Origin of the sequence: Stenotrophomonas sp. TWI1151, assembly GCF_039673135.1 — a bacterium.
In the GTDB taxonomy this organism is placed as follows: Bacteria; Pseudomonadota; Gammaproteobacteria; order Xanthomonadales; family Xanthomonadaceae; genus Stenotrophomonas.
This window is the reverse complement of the sequence record NZ_JBDJLA010000020.1, coordinates 19,118-36,362: the sequence shown is the minus strand read 5'-3', so window position 1 is coordinate 36,362 and position 17,245 is coordinate 19,118. Positions and strand designations below refer to the sequence as shown.

Annotated in this window: 21 protein-coding genes; 14 read left to right on the top strand and 7 right to left on the bottom strand. The window is 66.7% G+C overall.

All coding sequences use genetic code 11. From position 1 onward, the window contains the following. Positions 1 to 127: 127 nt before the first annotated feature. From tesB to ABE422_RS17680, 3 genes are all read left to right on the top strand, one after another. The gene (gene tesB, locus ABE422_RS17690) at positions 128 to 1,036 is read left to right on the top strand and encodes an acyl-CoA thioesterase II (RefSeq protein ID WP_346483425.1); all 909 of its coding nucleotides are present in this window, start codon (positions 128 to 130) and stop codon (positions 1,034 to 1,036) included. A 1-nt stretch (position 1,037) separates the two neighbouring features. After that, complete coding sequence (locus ABE422_RS17685; RefSeq protein WP_313217592.1) at positions 1,038 to 1,553, top strand: DUF2007 domain-containing protein; 516 nt, start codon at positions 1,038 to 1,040, stop codon at positions 1,551 to 1,553. Positions 1,554 to 1,683: 130 nt separating this feature from the next. Then, complete coding sequence (locus ABE422_RS17680) at positions 1,684 to 2,889, top strand: RNA polymerase sigma factor (RefSeq protein WP_346483424.1); 1,206 nt, start codon at positions 1,684 to 1,686, stop codon at positions 2,887 to 2,889. A gap of 58 nt (positions 2,890 to 2,947) precedes the next feature. Here ABE422_RS17680 and ABE422_RS17675 read toward each other — a convergent pair whose 3' ends face one another. After that, complete coding sequence (locus ABE422_RS17675; RefSeq protein WP_346483423.1) at positions 2,948 to 3,553, bottom strand: EF-hand domain-containing protein; 606 nt, start codon at positions 3,551 to 3,553, stop codon at positions 2,948 to 2,950. Between the two features lie 154 nt (positions 3,554 to 3,707). Between ABE422_RS17675 and ABE422_RS17670 the strand changes: the two genes are divergently transcribed. Together ABE422_RS17670 and ABE422_RS17665 are read left to right on the top strand one after the other, a co-directional pair. After that, positions 3,708 to 4,463, top strand: a complete 756-nt coding sequence (locus ABE422_RS17670) for an arginyltransferase (RefSeq protein WP_346483422.1) — start codon at positions 3,708 to 3,710, stop codon at positions 4,461 to 4,463. Positions 4,464 to 4,500: 37 nt separating this feature from the next. Next, positions 4,501 to 5,706 carry an endonuclease/exonuclease/phosphatase family protein gene (locus ABE422_RS17665; RefSeq protein ID WP_346483421.1) on the top strand — a complete coding sequence of 402 codons (1,206 nt, stop codon included), beginning with the start codon at positions 4,501 to 4,503 and terminating at the stop codon, positions 5,704 to 5,706. A 242-nt stretch (positions 5,707 to 5,948) separates the two neighbouring features. Here ABE422_RS17665 and purT read toward each other — a convergent pair whose 3' ends face one another. Next, positions 5,949 to 7,136 carry a formate-dependent phosphoribosylglycinamide formyltransferase gene (gene purT / locus ABE422_RS17660; protein WP_346483420.1) on the bottom strand — a complete coding sequence of 396 codons (1,188 nt, stop codon included), beginning with the start codon at positions 7,134 to 7,136 and terminating at the stop codon, positions 5,949 to 5,951. A 131-nt stretch (positions 7,137 to 7,267) separates the two neighbouring features. Between purT and ABE422_RS17655 the strand changes: the two genes are divergently transcribed. The 6 genes from ABE422_RS17655 to ABE422_RS17630 all read left to right on the top strand — a co-directional run bounded on the left by ABE422_RS17655 (position 7,268) and on the right by ABE422_RS17630 (position 10,483). After that, positions 7,268 to 8,137 carry an SPFH domain-containing protein gene (locus ABE422_RS17655; protein WP_088432124.1) on the top strand — a complete coding sequence of 290 codons (870 nt, stop codon included), beginning with the start codon at positions 7,268 to 7,270 and terminating at the stop codon, positions 8,135 to 8,137. An 87-nt stretch (positions 8,138 to 8,224) separates the two neighbouring features. Beyond that, positions 8,225 to 8,404: an Arc family DNA binding domain-containing protein gene (locus tag ABE422_RS17650; protein WP_313212733.1), complete on the top strand. Its 180-nt coding sequence runs from the start codon at positions 8,225 to 8,227 to the stop codon at positions 8,402 to 8,404. After that, on the top strand, positions 8,401 to 8,580 hold the full coding sequence (locus ABE422_RS17645; protein ID WP_123728652.1) for a DUF4177 domain-containing protein: 180 nt from the start codon (positions 8,401 to 8,403) through the stop codon (positions 8,578 to 8,580). The genes ABE422_RS17650 and ABE422_RS17645 overlap by 4 nt, the downstream gene beginning before the upstream one ends. A 1-nt stretch (position 8,581) precedes the next feature. Further along, positions 8,582 to 9,124: a PH domain-containing protein gene (locus ABE422_RS17640; RefSeq protein WP_313212732.1), complete on the top strand. Its 543-nt coding sequence runs from the start codon at positions 8,582 to 8,584 to the stop codon at positions 9,122 to 9,124. A 9-nt stretch (positions 9,125 to 9,133) separates the two neighbouring features. Next, positions 9,134 to 9,943 (top strand): M15 family metallopeptidase, encoded by an 810-nt coding sequence (locus ABE422_RS17635; protein ID WP_346483419.1) that lies wholly within the window; start codon positions 9,134 to 9,136, stop codon positions 9,941 to 9,943. 27 nt (positions 9,944 to 9,970) lie between these two features. Further along, positions 9,971 to 10,483, top strand: a complete 513-nt coding sequence (locus ABE422_RS17630) for a hypothetical protein (protein ID WP_346483418.1) — start codon at positions 9,971 to 9,973, stop codon at positions 10,481 to 10,483. A 2-nt stretch (positions 10,484 to 10,485) separates the two neighbouring features. Here the strand turns inward: ABE422_RS17630 and ABE422_RS17625 are convergent, their stop codons facing one another. From ABE422_RS17625 to ABE422_RS17605, 5 genes are all read right to left on the bottom strand, one after another. Then, positions 10,486 to 11,160 carry a DNA-3-methyladenine glycosylase gene (locus tag ABE422_RS17625; protein ID WP_313217581.1) on the bottom strand — a complete coding sequence of 225 codons (675 nt, stop codon included), beginning with the start codon at positions 11,158 to 11,160 and terminating at the stop codon, positions 10,486 to 10,488. 1 nt (position 11,161) lies between these two features. Further along, on the bottom strand, positions 11,162 to 11,533 hold the full coding sequence (locus ABE422_RS17620; protein WP_346463936.1) for a DUF423 domain-containing protein: 372 nt from the start codon (positions 11,531 to 11,533) through the stop codon (positions 11,162 to 11,164). Between the two features lie 103 nt (positions 11,534 to 11,636). Then, positions 11,637 to 12,716: an SRPBCC family protein gene (locus tag ABE422_RS17615; RefSeq protein WP_313212728.1), complete on the bottom strand. Its 1,080-nt coding sequence runs from the start codon at positions 12,714 to 12,716 to the stop codon at positions 11,637 to 11,639. A 313-nt stretch (positions 12,717 to 13,029) separates the two neighbouring features. Then, the gene (locus ABE422_RS17610; RefSeq protein ID WP_019184539.1) at positions 13,030 to 13,671 is read right to left on the bottom strand and encodes a response regulator transcription factor; all 642 of its coding nucleotides are present in this window, start codon (positions 13,669 to 13,671) and stop codon (positions 13,030 to 13,032) included. Continuing rightward, positions 13,671 to 14,867, bottom strand: a complete 1,197-nt coding sequence (locus ABE422_RS17605; RefSeq protein WP_088432115.1) for a sensor histidine kinase — start codon at positions 14,865 to 14,867, stop codon at positions 13,671 to 13,673. Before ABE422_RS17605 ends, ABE422_RS17610 begins: the two co-directional genes overlap by 1 nt. 138 nt (positions 14,868 to 15,005) lie before the next feature. On the opposite strand from ABE422_RS17605, the gene ABE422_RS17600 reads away from it, so the two are divergent. From ABE422_RS17600 to minD, 3 genes are read left to right on the top strand one after another with little or no spacing between them, the layout of a single operon-like run. Continuing rightward, complete coding sequence (locus ABE422_RS17600; RefSeq protein ID WP_088432114.1) at positions 15,006 to 15,602, top strand: GNAT family N-acetyltransferase; 597 nt, start codon at positions 15,006 to 15,008, stop codon at positions 15,600 to 15,602. A gap of 15 nt (positions 15,603 to 15,617) precedes the next feature. Then, on the top strand, positions 15,618 to 16,400 hold the full coding sequence (gene minC, locus ABE422_RS17595) for a septum site-determining protein MinC (RefSeq protein ID WP_346483417.1): 783 nt from the start codon (positions 15,618 to 15,620) through the stop codon (positions 16,398 to 16,400). Between the two features lie 35 nt (positions 16,401 to 16,435). Beyond that, a complete protein-coding gene (minD, locus tag ABE422_RS17590) occupies positions 16,436 to 17,245 on the top strand; it encodes a septum site-determining protein MinD (protein WP_088432112.1) in 810 nt (269 codons plus the stop codon).

Below are 17,245 nucleotides of genomic sequence, written 5' to 3'. Positions count from 1 at the left end.
CCCCGGCGGGGGGTGGGGGGGGCGGGGCCGTCAAACACCCATTTTATCTTGGGTTGGGGGGGGGGGGGGCGGGCCGGGGCCCGCCACTACCCTATAATTTGCTTTCGCCCACCCCAGGTTGCTTCCCTTGTCCGCCACGCACGAACCCGTCGTTTCCGAGCTGATCGACCTGCTCTCGCTCGAACGCCTGGAAGACAATCTGTTCCGCGGCCAGAGCCGCGATATCGGCACCAAGTACGTTTTTGGCGGCCAGGTGCTGGGCCAGGCGCTGTCCGCCGCCCAGAAGACGGTCGAGAACGGCCGTCACGTGCATTCGTTGCACGCCTACTTCCTGCGCGCCGGCAACATCGACCATCCCATCGTCTATGACGTGGACCGCACCCGTGACGGCGGCAGCTTCTCCGTCCGCCGGGTCACCGCGATCCAGCACGGCAAGGTGATCTTCTTCTGCGCCGCTTCGTTCCAGCAGGCCGAGACCGGCGCCGAGCACCAGCACAAGATGCCGGAAGTGCCACAGCCGGAAGACATCGAGCCGAACCAGCCGCTGCCGCAGGCGGTGTTGGATCGTCTGCCGATCAAGGTGCAGCGCTGGCTCTCGCGGGGCGGCCCGTTCGAGTTCCGCCATGTCTACCCGCGCGATGAACTCAATCCGCCCAAGCGCCCGCCCTACCACCAGGTCTGGCTGCGCCTGAACGAGACCGTCGGCGATGCTCCGGAGCTGCATCAGGCTTTGCTCGCCTACGCCTCGGATTTCCACCTGCTCGGCACCGCGACCTTCCCGCACGGCATCAGCTACTACCAGCCGCACGTGCAGATGGCCTCGCTGGACCATGCGATCTGGTTCCACCGCCCGTTCCGCGCCGACGACTGGCTGCTGTACGCGCTGGACAGCCCCAGCGCGCAGGATTCGCGTGGCCTGGCGCGTGGCCAGTTCTTCACCCGCAACGGCATCCTGGTCGCCAGTACGGCGCAGGAAGGCCTGATCCGCGTGGTCGATGACAGTGCCGCGGCCGCCGCCGTGCCGGCCAAGGACTGACATGAGACAGATCTTCAACAGCCAGCGCGTAGAGACCGTGGAAGGCGTGGCCCAGCTGCTGCGCGACGCCGGCATCGAGGTGCGCATCACCAACGGCCGCTCGTACCACAGCAAGCGCGGCAGCCAGTTCAGCTATCTGGACAAGGAAAAGGCCACCACCCACCCGACCCTGTGGGTGGTGCATGCCGATGACCAGCCGCGCGCCCGCGAGATCCTGCGCGATGCACGCCTGCTGGAAACCACCCGCCGCGACCACCCGACCGCGCAGTTCGCGTTCCGCGACGAGGTCGCCCAGAACGATGCGCCGCGCAACTGGGCCTGGCGCATCCGTATCGGGCTGCTGCTGGTGATCGCTGCCGTGGCGATGGTGGTGGTCATGCGCCACCGCGGCGCCCCGGTCGTGGCGCCCGCCCCGGCATCAGCACCGGCCGTGCAGCCGACGGCGTCGCCGACCGCACCGGCCGCCACCCCGCCGGAAGAAGAGGAAGTGCGGGTCCGGATCCAGCCCACCGAATAACGGGTAGTGCCGGCCGCTGGCCGGCTCCTCGTGCGGTTGGAATCCTGCAGAGCCGGCCAGCGGCCGGCACTATCCGGTCACATTCGGGTTGAGGCATCGTCATACTCGGATCACCGCCGGGGAACGTGCCATGACGCATCCGCTGACCACTACGCTCGAACGCGAGCTGCCCGCTGCCGCAGGCGGCTGCCAGCAGTCCTACGGGCGCATCGTGCTGGCCTGCCAGAACACGGTCACCGCGATCGCGCTGGCGATCACCCGCGACGTGCATGCCAGCGAGGACATCGCACAGGAGGCTTTCATCAAGGCCTGGCAGCAGCTCAATCAGCTGCACAACCACGCCAGCTTCCTGCCGTGGCTGCGCCAGATCACCCGCAACCTCGCCCGGGACTGGCTGCGCGCCAACCGCGGCCGCCCGCTCTCAGGCGAGGCCGCCGAGATCGCCATCAACATGGCCGCCGACCCCAGCCCCAGTGCCCCGGAACACCTGCAGCGGGTGGAAGAAGAACTGGCCGCCGAAGAGATCATCTCTGCGCTGCCCGAAGACAGCCGTGAGACGCTGCTGCTCTATTACCGCGAAGGCCAGAGCTCGCAGCAGGTCGCCGATCTGCTCGGGCTCAGCGATGCCGCCGTGCGCAAGCGCCTGTCGCGCGCGCGCGCCACCGTCCGCGAGGAAATGATGCGTCGCTTCAGCGACTTCGCGCGCAGCAGTGCGCCGAGCGCTGCGTTCGCGACCACCGTCGTGTCCATGGTGCTGGTCGCCGCCCCCGGTACCGCCAGTGCCGCGATCCTGCTCGGCACTGGGCTTGGCACCAGCAAGCTCGGCCTGGGCGGTGCCAGCGTTTCCGGCGGTGCCGCCCTGGGGTCGTTGACGGCAGCGGCCAGCCAGACCCACGTGTTGCCGCCGGATTTCGCGTGGGGTGCGATCCTCGGCAGCATGGTCGGTGGCGTGCTGGGCAGCTACCTGGGCGGCCGCTATCTGCTCTCGTATGCCGAGAGCCATGACGAGCGCACGGCCATCCGCGGCTTCGTGCACTACAGCACCTTCACCGCCATGGTGACCTGCGTGGCCGTGTTCGCCCTGGGCTTCCTGCCGCTGGCCTGGTACTGGCCGGTGGTGGCGTTGGCCATCGGCCTGGCCGTGATCAACTATCAATGCCTGGTTCCGCTGCAGCGGATCATGGCCCCGATGATCGCTCGCGATGCAGCGCGCCATGGCCGCACCGGCCCGAACTGGAAGTACGAGTCGCTGTATGGCCGCAAGGCGCTGTGGGTAATGAACCTGTTCGTGATCGGCACCATCGCCTGGGCGATGTACAGGAACGGCCGCATCTGATGTAGAAAAAGCGCCGGTCGATGACCGGCGCTTTCGTTTCACACCACCACCCTACGACTTACTTCGCGGCCGGTGCCTTCGGCGGCATCGGCGGCTTGCCATCGCGGTGCTTGCCATCGCGATGATCGCCACGCGGGCCACCGAACGGGCCCTTGGCCGCATCGAACTCAGCCTTGCTCAGCTGGCCGTCCTTGTTGGTGTCGGCCGCGGCAAACCAGGCATCACGATGCTGCTTCATGCGCAGCTCGCGGTCGGCCTTGTCCAGGTAACCATCCTTGTTGACGTCCATCGCATCGAAGCGCGCGGCCAGGCGCGGGTCGGCCTTGGCCTCTTCGCGGCTGATGCGGCCGTCCTTGTTGGTGTCCAGCTTGGCCATCCAGTCGCCATGCCCACCCGGGCCACGCCCATGGCGCTTGTCGTGCCAGCGCGGCAGTTCCTCACGGGACAGCTTGCCGTCCTTGTTGGCATCCAGCGTGTCGAACTGCGCAGCCAGACGCGGCGACCTGGCCGCCTCGGTGCGGTCGATGAAGCCATCGCCATTGGTGTCCAGCTTGGCGCGGGCAGGCTTGTCGGCGGCGGCGGGGGTATCGGCGGCGACCGCCAGGCCGGCAGCACCGGTGGACAGCAGCAGGGCCAGCAGCAGGAGGGATTTGCGGTTGCGCATGGGTAACTCCGGTTGGTGAGGGAAACTGCGTGCGGTGCGTGGCACCCACACCGGTAACAACGCGTGGGCGCCAGCACCGTTGACAGCCCGGCAGGCCGTGTTCATTTGGCAGACAGTCGCGCCGGCTGCGACGGCACGGGGCTATGCTGTGGGCATGGCAATACACGGCGACCGCGACGACGAGCTGCGACTGTTCCAGACCGGTGACCACCCCTGTGGCTACTGGCCGGAGCGGGCCGCACGCGATCTGGTGCTCGATCCCAACGATCCGCGCCTGGGCACGCTGTACCCGATGGCACTGGGCTGGGGCTTCCGCCGCTCCGGCGATCTGGTCTACCGCCCGCACTGCGCGGACTGCCACGCCTGCGTGGCCGTGCGCATCCCTGTGGCCCGCTTCGCACCGGACCGCAGCCAGCGCCGCTGCCTGGCCCGCAATGCGGATCTGGGAGTGCGGATCGTCGCGGCCGAGCAGACCGACGAGCAGTTCGCGTTGTACCACCGCTACCTGACCCATCGCCACGCGCAGGGCGGCATGGACGAACACGGCCCGCACGAGTTCGATCAGTTTCTGATCGGGCGCTGGTCGCAGGGGCGTTTTGTCGAAATCCGCGGCCCGGCCGAGGACGGCCATCGCGGCCCGCTGCTCGGCGTCGCCGTAACCGACGTCACCCCGCAGGGGCTCTCGGCGGTCTATACCTTCTTCGACCCGGAGCAGGCCCATCGCGGCCTGGGCACCTTCGCGATCCTGCAGCAGATCGCCTGGGCCCAGCGCGAGCAGCTGCCGCACCTGTATCTGGGTTATTGGATCCGCGACCACCGCAAGATGGACTACAAGCGCCGGTTCCGCCCGCTGGAGGCCTACGATGGCCGCCGCTGGCATGCCTTCGATGACGAACTGGACGGCCGCTGACGCATCACTGACACCGCGACGGGTGCAAAATAGGCGGATGAAAGCCCATCCCCTGATCCTTGCCCTGGCCCTGCTCTGCGGCGCCTGTGCCCAGACCCCCGCCAAGACCGCCGCCATGCCGGATACCGCTTCCGCACCGCTGCGGATCGCCACCTACAACACCTCCCTGTACAGCGACGAGACCGGCGGCCTGATCGCCGAGCTTGAAGGCGACAGCGAACACGCGCGCAAGATCGCCGCCGTCCTGCAGCAGGTCCGTCCGGATCTGGTGCTGCTCAACGAATTCGATTACGACGACGCCCACCGCGCCGCCGACCTGTTCCAGCAGCGCTACCTGGAAGCCGCACAACCGGGCGGCGGTGAGCCGCTGCACTACGCCTACCGCTACCTCGCCCCGGTCAACACCGGCGTGCAGAGCGGCCTGGACCTGGACAACAACGGCGAGATCGGCGGCGAAGGCCGCGCCCGTGGCAACGATGCCTGGGGCTACGGCCTGCACCCGGGTCAGTACGGCATGCTGGTGCTGTCGCGCTACCCGATCGATGAAGCCAAGGTCCGAAGCTTCCAGCTGCTGAAGTGGAGCGCGATGCCCGGTGCCCTGCGCCCGATCGACCCGCGCACCGGGAAATCCTTCTACAACGACCACGTCTGGTCGCAGCTGCGCCTGTCCTCCAAATCGCATTGGGACGTGCCGGTGACCACCCCGAACGGCACCGTGCACGCCCTGGTCTCGCACCCGACCCCGCCGGTCTTCGACGGCCCGGAGAAGCGCAACGCCGCCCGCAACCACGACGAGCTGCGCCTGTGGCAGGACTACCTCAAGGACCGCGACACCTCCTGGCTGTGCGATGACCGCGGCCAGTGCGGCGGCCTCCCGCAGGACGCGCGCTTCGTCATCCTCGGCGACCTCAACAACGACCCGGTCGACGGCGACGGCCGCCACGACGCGATCGTCGAACTGATCGAAAGCCCCCGCGTCCTGCGCTACCCCACCCCGCGCAGCGTCGGCGCCGAGCAGACCAGCCTGGCGTATGCCGAAAAAGGCATCACCCGCAAAGGCGCGCCCTTCCACGCCACCGGCGACTTCGGCCCGAAGTCGGGCACGATGCGGCTGGACTACGTCCTGCCCTCGGTCGGCTTCAACTACATCGGCAGTGGCGTTTTCTGGCCGGCCAACGAAAGCCCGGACGCGAAGATCGCCGATGGCAGCGACCACCATCTGGTGTGGGTGGACGTGAAGTAAGTTCTGCTTCGCTTTCAACGAAAAACGGCGAGCCAAGGCTCGCCGTTTTTTTGTCCTGCCATTTTCTGCCGCGCCGTTGGATCCGCCCAACCGACCCTCCGCGAAGAGGTGATCGGGCAGCCCGATGAAGGACCGTGTGCGGCATGGATGCCGCACTACGAGCCCCCAGGGATGGGTTTACGGCGGGTCCTGCATCGGGCTGCCCGATCGCCTCACACCGACAGCACCCAAGGCGCCCTGCCTCACGACCGCAGCTCGATCCCGATCGCCTCAGCCGCCTCACGCGCAATCTTCCGCGCCTCATCGACATCCGCCCCCCGCGCCAGCGTCACCCCTACCCGGCGATGCCCGTGCACACTCGGCTTGCCGAACAGGCGCAGCGCCGAATCCGGCTGCACCAGCGCTTCGGCCACATTGCTGAAGAACGGCACGCCTTCGCCGTGGGCCAGCATCGCGCACGACGCCGACGGACCACTCTGGCGGATCACCGGGATCGGCAGCCCCAGGATCGCGCGCGCATGCAGCGCGAACTCACTCAACTCCTGCGAGGCCAACGTCACCAGACCCGTGTCATGCGGCCGCGGTGATACCTCGCTGAACCACACCTCGTCGCCCTTCACGAACAGCTCGACCCCGAACAGCCCCCAGCCACCCAGCTCATCGGTGATCGCCTGCGAAATCTCCTCCGCCCGTGCCAGTGCGCGCGGCGACATCGGCTGCGGCTGCCAGCTTTCTCGGTAGTCGCCGTCTTTCTGCCAGTGCCCGATCGGCGCACAGAACGAGGTCCCGCCTGCGTGACGCACGGTCAGCAACGTGATTTCGTACTCGAAATCGATGAAGCCCTCCACGATGCAGCGCCCGGCACCGGCGCGGCCACCGGTCTGCGCATACTCCCAGGCCGGCGCGATGTCGGCGTCCTGGCGCAGCGTGCTCTGGCCCTTGCCCGAGGAGGACATTACCGGCTTGACCACGCACGGCAGGCCAATCGCGGCCACCGCCGCGCGGTACTCGGCGTCGGTATCCACGAAACGGTACGGCGAGGTCGGCAGGCCCAGCGTCTCGGCGGCGAGCCGGCGGATGCCTTCACGGTCCATCGTCAAGCGCGCGGCACGCGCGGTGGGCACCACGCGCAGGCCCTGCTCCTGTTCCAGCTGGACCAGCGTCTCGGTATGGATCGCCTCGATCTCAGGCACCACCAGATGCGGCTTCTCCAGTGCAATCAGCGCGCGCAGCGCCATCGCGTCGAGCATGTCGATCACGTGCGAACGGTGTGCCACCTGCATCGCCGGCGCGTTGGCGTAGCGGTCAGCAGCGATTACCTCCACCCCCAGCCGCTGCAGCTCGATGGCGACTTCCTTGCCGAGTTCGCCGGATCCCAGCAGCAGCACACGGGTGGCGAAAGGAGACAGCGGCGTACCGAGCGTGGACATGGCAGTGTTCCGGACAACAGGGGCGGGAGGGCATTCTAGCCGGTGCCGCCGCCGCGTGGCCGGCCCGGGCGGCACTTGCAGAGTGATATCAATTTGATATCTTCCAATCAACTACCCAAGGACGCCCCGCCATGAAAGAGAAGTCGATCCGCTCGCTGTCCGGCCTGCCCTTCCTGCTGCTGGTGCTGGCCCTGACCGCGGTGGCCGTGTGGATGTTCGTGGTCGGGGTGGACAAGGGCAACCGCAACCCGGCGCTGATCGTGGGCAGCCTGGTGCTGGCCACCACCGCCCTGCTCAGCCTGGTCGGCCTGTACACCGTGCAGCCCAACCAGGCCGTGGTCGTCAGCCTGTTCGGCAAGTACGTCGGCACCGTCAAGGAGAACGGCCTGCGCTGGAACAACCCGTTCTTCACCAAGGTCAAGGTGAGCCAGCGGGTGCGCAACTTCGAAAGCGGCAAGCTCAAGGTCAATGAGCTCGACGGCAGCCCGATCGAGATCGCCGCGGTGATCGTGTGGCAGGTGGTGGATGCTTCCGAAGCTGTCTACAACGTGGATGACTACGAGAGCTTCGTGCACATCCAGTCCGAATCTGCGTTGCGCGCGATGGCGACCAGCTATCCGTACGACCAGCACGAAGAAGGCCAACTGTCGCTGCGCAGCCATGCCGCCGAGATTTCCCAGCACCTCAAGGACGAGCTGGCCGAGCGCCTGGCCGATGCCGGCGTGCAGGTGATCGACGCGCGCATCAGCCACCTCGCCTATGCGCCGGAAATCGCCCAGGCGATGCTGCAGCGCCAGCAGGCCAATGCGGTCATCGCCGCGCGTACGCGGATCGTCGCTGGCGCGGTCGGCATGGTCGAAATGGCCTTGGCCGAACTGCAGAAGAACGGCGTGGTCCAGCTCGATGAAGAGCGCAAGGCGCACATGGTGAGCAACCTGCTGACCGTGCTGTGTTCGGATCGTGGCACCCAGCCGGTGGTCAACGCCGGTTCGCTGTATTGATGCAACAGCGTGCCGACCCATGGTCGGCACCTACCAACGCAACGCGGCGCCGAGGGGACGGCACGCGTTGTAGATAAAGGACCCCGCATGACCGAAAAGAAAGCCTACCCGCTGCGTATCAATGCCGACGTTCTGGCGGCGGCGCAGCGCTGGGCCGACGACGAGCTGCGCAGCCTCAATGCACAGATCGAATACGTGCTGCGCGATGCGCTGCGCAAGGCCGGACGCCTTCCCAAACCCACCCCCGACAAGGAGAGCAAGCCATGAGCAGGCGCTGGAGCTACCTGACCGTTGAAGTAAAGCCGGGCATGATGGGCATTGTGAAACCCAAAGACATACAGGACGAGCTGACCCGGCACGGCAACCTTGGCTGGGAACTGGTCAACCTTGTCTTCGCGCCGCCCCTCAATACGGCGTTGCTGATCTTCAAGAAGGAGGATTGAGATGTCTGAAGCTCAATCCTTCGAGGTTGCCCCATCGCCGGTCCGGCGACTGCTGTGGCTGTGGGTTCCGCTACTGCTCGTCGCCGGCCTGATGGTGGGCACCGCGCTGGACGCGCCGGAGCGTTCACACACCGAACTGTTCATCACCCTGCCGTTCCTGGCGGTGCTGGCGGCCGCGCTGACCTGGGCGTACACCCGCCGCCGCATCGTGCTCCACCAGGACACGCTGGACGTGCAGTCGACCTTCTACCGCAAGCGCGTGCCCGTGAGCGACATGCGTCTGGACGAAGCGCGCATCGTCGATTTCGCCGAGCATGGCCGTTACAAGCCCTCGATCAAGACCAATGGCTACGGCGTGCCGGGCTTTCAGTCCGGGCATTACCGGATGGCCGACCGCAGCAAGGCGTTCTGCCTGGTCACCGACAGCAGCCGTGTGCTGCACCTGCCGCTGCGCGATGGCAGCGCCCTGGTGATCAGCCCGGACCGCCCACGGGTCCTGCTCGATGCCCTGAAGGCGCTGGCCGCGCGGCCGGGCGCGCACTAAGCTGGCAGCATGCGCCGATCCCCTGCCCTGCTGATCAACACCGCCGAGATCGAACTGTGGCCCGGCGGCCTGCTGCGTGCACGCGGCTCTGCCGACGCGCGCGCCTTGGCTCGCGCGCAGTGGGTACTGCGGCGCAAGCGCGATGGGCGCTACCTCGCCGTCGCTACCGCCCACGGCGTGCTGCCGCTGGTGCCGCGCCTGATGCGCGAGCCGGGCATCGAGGAGGCACTGGATGCGCTGGACCGCCAGCTGCTGGATCGCCGTCGTGGCAACGCGCCCGATGCAGTGCTGCCCCTGAGTGGACTGCAGCATCGCCTCGAAACCCTTGGGATTGATGCCGATGCCTACGAGGCCGCGACCGGTCTTGCGCTGGAGGCCGAACCGGCTCAGCTGCACCTGGCCGGCTTCGACCGCTACCGGCGCCCGCTATGGCTGCAGCGCGAGGCCGCACGGGGCTGGCAACGCCTGCGCCAGCAGGCCGCCGCCGATGGCATCGCGCTGGATGCGATCTCCGGTTACCGCAGCCACGACTATCAGCTGGGCATCTTCGCGCGCAAACGCAGCCGCGGGCTGAGTGTGGAGGACATACTGAAGGTCAACGCCGCGCCCGGTTACAGCGAGCATCACAGCGGCCTTGCGCTGGACATCGGCACGCCGGGCGAACCGCCGGCTGAAGCATCGTTTGAGTCGACGGCCGCGTTTGCGTGGCTGGCCGAGCATGCGGGCCGCTTCGACTTCCAGCTGAGCTACCCGCGCGACAACCCGCATGGGATTGTCTACGAACCGTGGCATTGGTGCTGGCGCGACGCCGAACCCTGACCGGGGCGGCCCACAAGGAGGACAACCATGGACGATCAGAATCCCTACCAGGCCGGTGAGGTTCCCCCCTCCACGCCCATGGCACCGCACTGGGAACAGGTGCCGAGCGGGATCACCAGACCAGTCACGCAGCTCTGGTTACTGGGCGCGGGACTCACCGTGTTCACCCTCGCCACGGGTGGCTGGACGTGGGCCCAGAACCAGCACGTGTTCGCCATGATGAACTTCATCGCTGCTGCGATGCTGAGCTGCGTTTACCTGGGTCTGGCAGTGGGGGTCTACAAACGCAGCCGGGTTGCGGCCTGCCTGACCGCTGCGCTGTGGGCATGGGTGTTCGTGATGCATCTGAGGCTGGACAGCGCCGGCATGGCAGACACGCTGCGGAGGATGGGAATGCTGGTGGTGATCGGGGTCGTGGTCCTCCGCGGCACCTACGCCACCTTCCGCCATCACCGCTACCTTGCGGCGAAAAAGCGCCACCCAGCACGGGCACGAATCAGCGACGACCCGGCCTTCGCGCCGGAGCCGCCGGACGCGTAGCCTCACCCCTGCGAACGATTGGTCGTCGCCTTCGGATCCACCGTGAAATCGGCGATACGCCACAGGTACAGACTGGCGTAGGTCCGGAACGGACCCCACCTCTCGCCCCGGGCGAGCAGCTCCTTCGGGGTCGGCATCCGCTCGGCCTTGTCCACGCGCTGCGCTCCCTTGCGGATACCGAGGTCGTCCACCGGCAGGATGTCCGGGCGACCCAGCCGGAACATCAGCATCATCTCCACCGTCCAGCGGCCGATGCCGCGGATCGGAACCAGCGCATCGATGATCGCATCATGGTCCATCACCGACATCCGGCGCAGGTCGGGAATCTCGCCTGCTGCCTCGCGCCTGGCCAGGTCGCGCAGGGCCAGCGCCTTGTTGCCGGAGACACCGCAGACGCGCAGCCCGGGGTCATCGATACGCGCAAGCGTATCGGCGTGCAGCCGGGTGCTGCCGATGGCCGTCTCCACCCGCCCGACGATGGTCGAGGCGGCCTTGCCGCTGAGCTGCTGGAACAGGATTGCCCTGGCCAGCGCATCGACCGGATCGAACGTCTTCGCCCACCCGGGCTGCGCCTGGATCGGGCCGAGCCGCTTCATCCACATGCCCAGCCGCCGGTCGCGCCGGCTCAGCCAGGCATGCGCCTCATCGACATCAAAGCCGCGGCGGTATCGGGGCATGTCAGCGCCTCAGCGCGTTCAGCCCGTAGGCCAGCCAGCCCACCATCAGCGCGGTGCCACCGACCGGCGCCAACGAGGTGCTGAGCTTCCACAGCGCGCCCGCCACCAGGCTGCCGGAGAACAGCAGCGTGCCGATCAGCAGGACATACAGGGCCAGCCGACCCAGCGTGTTCTGCTGGGTCGGGCCGAGTACGGCCAGCGCCACCCCGTGCCCGAAGGCGTACAGCGCCGCGGTGGTCACATGCGACTGCGCCAGCGGGTCGGCGATGCCATGGGAAGCGTATGCCGACAGGCCCACCGCCGTGGCCGCGAGCAGCCCGCCCAGGCCGGCCAGCAGGGAGGGTTTGCGCGTGCGTCGTTCCAGGTTGAGCATGCTTGCGTCCTTCAGACAGTGCCCCGTGGCCGGAGCCAAAAAAAAACGCGCCGCAGGAAGCGGCGCGTTTCAGGTCGTGCGTTACATCACGGCAACCGTCGGATTACTTGACGGCCCAGTAGATGTCGTACGTGCCTTCCGGAGTGAACGACTTGTCCACGCCGTCCTTCCAGGACTCGTACGGACGATCGATCACTTCGTTGCCGCCGGTCACCGACCACGCACGCAGGGCGTTGCGGGCGATGTCCAGGCCGGCCATGTGGCCGGTGTAGGCCGCGTGGGCCGAACGATGCGGAGCCACATGCACGTACTTGACCGGTGCACCATCGTCGATCTTCACCGTCAGGGCTTCGGCCGTCGCGGCCTCGGCACCCTTCTTCTTGACCGGCTGGGCCACGTCGAAGGCGTACTTCTCGGCGCCGAAATCGGTGGTGATGATGCGGAACGGACCGGCGGCTTCGAGGTTGTTGGCCTCCATGACGCGCTTGATCCACTCCTGGTTGTCCTTGATGGACTTGGTGATGGTCTCCTGGCCGCGGTCCACGTTGCCGGCGGTGACGACCAGCAGGTCCTCGGCCGGGACGTCCACGATGGCCAGATCGGTCAGCGGGGCTTCGGCGGTGCGGTAGTCGATGTTCGGCACGGTGGCCAGCATGTTGGCCATGCGCGACAGACCCAGCTTCAGGTCGTCACCGGCGTGACGGCTGACGTACAGACCAGCGTAACGACCGAACAGGTTGAAACCGTACTTGACGCTGTAGTCCTGCGTGATCTTGACGTTGCGGCCACCCTTGCCGGTCGGCTCCAGGGTGAAGCTGGTGGTCTTGTCGTGACCCTTGGAGGCGTCCTCGATCGCGATCGCCACGTGCTTGTTCTGCTCGGACTCGGTGATCACCCAGCTACCCTCGCCCAAGGAGCTTTCCTTGGAGGCGTAGTCCAGGCGTGCGCCGACGCCGGCAGCGGGGCCGGAGTACTTCAGTTCAACGGCGGGATCGCGCAGCAAGAGCGGGTTCCAGTCCTTGAAGCGGCGCAGGCTGTTGACCGTGTCGTACACGATCGTCATCTTGCGGTTGGTCTCGATGCTTTCGGAAATATGGCGCTCGCCCGGCAGACATACGCCAATGATGACGAACAGGCCAGCCACGATCCCCAAGGCGATCAGGAACTCGATAATACGGGTCATTCAGGAGTCTCCGGGGCCGATCCCACGGCCGGGTTGATTGAAGCGAAGCGCCAATCCTAGCAGGCTTCGCCGGTGTTGTTGATCAGGGTTGGCACACCGGTTTCCATGTCGGCAGCGGTTTTGCATAGACAAGGAGCGGAAAGATAACGCATCGCGCGTGTCAGCACGTAGCGGATGGACAATATTTCTTTGCCGGATTCGGCTGTCGAGACCGAAAATCCCCCTGCATCGCTTGCGCTGCAAGGGTTTCGCAGAATTCAGAAATTACCTGCAAACCCGTCACCGCCCGAAGGCCGGCGCCGGGTCCACCGGCTCAGACCAGCTGCAGCTCGAAGGCCTTGAGCACCGCCCGGGTGCGGTCGCGCACCCCCAGCTTGGAGAGGATGTTGGACACGTGGTTCTTGATCGTGCCCTCGGCCACGCCCAGTGAATTGGCGATCTCCTTGTTGGAGAAGCCGCTGGCCATCAGCCGCAGGATCTCGGTTTCGCGGTCGGTCAACGGGTCCGGCCGGTCCAGGCTCACGAACTCGTTGCGCATGTGCTCCAGGCCCGACAGCAGCCGCTGGGTGACCGCCGGCTGCACCAGCGAGCCGCCATCGGCCACGGTCCGGATCGCGCCCACCAGCTGGTCCAGGGTCACGTCCTTGAGCAGGTAGCCCTTGGCCCCGGCCTTGAGCCCGGCCAGGACGAGCTGGTCGTCGTCGAAGGTGGTCAGGATGATGGTCGGCGGCAGCTGGTTCAGCCGCGACAGCATCTGCAGCGCCTCCAGGCCGGACATCACCGGCATGCGCATGTCCATCAGGACCACGTCCGGGCGGACCTGGGGAACCACCTCGACTGCCTGGCGGCCATCGGCGGCCTCGGCGACCACCTCGATGCCGTCATCGAGCGCCAGCAGTGAGCGGATCCCCTGCCGCACCAGGGTTTGGTCGTCGACCAGGCAGACGCGAATCATCAACGCACTCCTTCAATGACAGCGGTCAGCATCAATACTGGCACGCCGGGTACCGAGGCACGAAGGCGGAAGCCCTGGCCCCGGCGGGTTTCGATCTGCAGCTCACCACCGCATTGTTGCAGGCGCTCGCGCATCCCGCGCAACCCGTTGCCGACCACGATCCCGTCGGCGCCCACCCCGTCATCATGCGCTTCCAGCACCACGATGCCGGGCGCCTCGCGCCGGACCTTGATCCAGAGGTTGCGCGCGCCGGCGTGCCGCACTGCATTGGTGATGATCTCCTGGGTGCAGCGCAGCAGCACGTGGGCCCGCTCGGGGTCTTCCACGCTCAGCGGCTCGTCGATATCCAGGTGGATCTCCAGCGAGGGGACCTGCTCGGTCAGCGGGCGCAGCGCGGCGGCCAGATCGATCGCGCCACTGTCGCGCAGCTGGCTGACCGCCTCGCGCACGTCGGTCAGCAGCAGCTTGGCCAGAGTATGGGCCTGGTGGACGTGTTCCTGCGCCTGCCCTTCGGTGATGTGGCCGGCCACTTCCAGATTCAGGCTGAGCGCGGTCAGGTGATGACCCAACAGATCGTGCAGCTCCCGGGAAATGCGGGTGCGTTCGTTGACGCGGGCGCTTTCGGCCAGCAGCACGCGGGTGGCGCGCAGCTCGGTATTGAGCCTTCGCTGCTCTTCACGGGCATCGGTCTGCTGCCGCGCCACCAGGCTGGTCACGAAGATGAACATGGAGAAGCCGCCATACAACAGCGACTGCATCACCGCTTCGAACAAAGAGAAATTCAGGATGAGGTAGTAGACCGGCAGCACCGCCAGCTGGCTCAGCAGCAGCCAGATCACGCCACCGCGCACCGGCAGCATCCACGGGATGACCCCGGCAGCGACCATCATCAGGATGCTGCCCAGCCCGGAGCCGCTCAGATAGCTCACGCCCAGCGCCGACGCGGTCAGCAGCACCAGCATGACCCGGTCATACCAGCGCGAGTGGCCGCCGTTGCGCAGCCCGCGGGTCAGCCAGAAGTAGCCGGCGCCGAAGGCCAGGTACGCAGCAAACAGCCACAGCGCCCACGCATCGACGCCTCCGCCGCGGCGCAGCAGCGCTTCGTACTGTGAGTAAACCAGGGGAAGTCCGACCATGACCCAGGTGAACAGGCCGGCCAGTCGCAGTACTCGGGTGTGGCTGAGGTATCCCAACATGGACGCATAGTAGGCTGAACCTGTTCCCCTGCACTCCCACAGAAGTCATGCCTGTCCGCTCGCGGGGGGAAGCCACCCATGCAATAATCGGACCGAGGGCCCCTCGATGGGCCAACCGCGTTACCCCACGGAGTCACAATGTCGATTGTCATCCGCGACGTGCGCGAGCACGAGCTCGATTCCGTCCTGGCCCTGAACAACAATGCCGGCCTGGCCATCCTGCCGTTGGATGCCGCCCGCCTGCGTCTGTTCTATGAAAGCGCTGAGTATTTCCGCGTCGCCGAGCGCGACGGCAACCTGGCCGGTTTCCTGATCGGCTTCGGCAGCGACAGCCAGCACGACAGCAGCAACTTCGCCTGGTTCAAGCAGCAGCTTGACAGCAAATTCTTCTATATCGACCGCATCGTGGTCGCCAGCCGCCGTCGCGGCGGTGGCGTTGGCCGTGCGTTCTATGCCGATGCGCAGAGCTACGCCGAGCTGCGCTACCCGCAGCTGACCTGCGAGGTGTTCCTCGATCACGGTGCCGATGCCGCCCTGCTCTTCCACGGCAGCTTCGGCTTCCGCGAGGTCGGGCAGAACAACATGGCCCACGTGGATGTGCGCGCCAGCATGCTGCTCAAGGACCTGTGCAGTTACCAGTGGGTGCACGACACCTACGGCGACCAGTTGCCGGATGTGCCCTGGGTGGGCCATCGCCGCGAGCCGCTGCGCGTGCAGCAGCAGACGGGGACCTGATCGGTGGCAGCGAACATGGATTTTGAACAGGCCGGTGAACTGAAGATCGGCCAGGTCGGCATCGCCAATCTGCGTATCCGCACCCTCGATGTCGAGCGCCTCACCCGTGAAATGCAGGAACGTGTCGCGCGTGCGCCGAAGCTGTTCGGGCGTGCAGCCGTGATCCTGGATTTCGGCGGACTCAGCAGGATGCCGGACGTGGCGACCGCCAAGGCGCTGCTGGACGGCCTGCGCAAGGCCGGCGTGCTGCCGGTTGCGCTGGCCTACGGCACCACCGAAACCGACCTGCTTTCCCAGCAGCTCGGCCTGCCGCTGCTGGCCAAGTTCCGCGCCCAGTACGAGCGCGCCGAGGCCGAACCGGCCCCTGCGCCCCTGCCGGTCGCCGAACCGCCGCCGCGCCGTGCGCGTGCCGCCGCTGCCGTGCCTGCGGCACCGGCGCCGAGTGCGGTGGCCACCGGTGGCGCGCCCAAGCCGGGCCGCATACAGACCGCCAATGTCCGCTCGGGCCAGCAGCTGTATGCGGAAAACTGCGACCTGACCGTCATGGCCACCGTCGGCGCGGGCGCCGAGGTGATCGCCGACGGCAGCATCCACATCTACGGTACGCTGCGGGGCCGTGCCCTGGCAGGTGCCCAAGGCAACACCACGGCACGTATTTTCTGCCGTGAATTCCACGCTGAACTGGTCGCCATTGCCGGCCATTACAAGGTACTGGACGATGTTCCGGACTCCCTGCGCGGCAAGGCCGTGCAGGTGTGGCTGGAACAGGACCAGATCAAGATCGCTGCGCTGGACTGACGCAGCCCCCAAACAGAAGAATCAGGAGAAATCCTTTGGCTGAAATCATCGTAGTCACCTCCGGCAAGGGCGGCGTCGGCAAGACCACCAGCAGCGCCAGCCTGGCCTGCGGGTTGGCACGTCGTGGCAAAAAGGTGGCGGTGATCGACTTCGACGTCGGCCTGCGCAACCTGGACCTGATCATGGGCTGCGAGCGCCGCGTGGTGTACGACTTCGTCAATGTCGTGCACGGCGAAGCGACCCTCAAGCAGGCCCTGATCAAGGACAAGCGCTTCGACAACCTGTACGTGCTGGCTGCCTCGCAGACCCGCGACAAGGACGCACTGACCCAGGAAGGCGTGCGCAAGGTGCTCGACGATCTCATCGCCGACGGCTTCGAATACGTCATCTGCGACTCCCCGGCCGGTATCGAGAAGGGCGCGTTCCTGGCGATGTACTACGCCGACCGTGCGGTCGTGGTGGTGAACCCGGAAGTGTCTTCGGTGCGCGACTCGGACCGCATCATCGGTCTGCTCGATTCGAAGACCCACAAGGCCGAATCCGGCAAGAACGTGCCGGCCTTCCTGCTGCTTACGCGCTACAGCCCGGTACGGGTGGAAAGCGGCGAAATGCTCAGCATCACCGACGTGGAAGAAGTGCTGGGCCTGAAGGCCATTGGCGTGGTGCCCGAATCGGGCGACGTGCTCAATGCCTCCAACAAGGGTGAGCCGGTCATTCTGGACCCCGAATCGGCGGCGGGCCAGGCATACGAAGATGCGGTTGGCCGCATCCTTGGCGAAGAGCGTCCGATGCGCTTCACCACCGTGGAGAAGAAAGGCTTCTTCAGCAAGCTGTTCGGAGGGTAA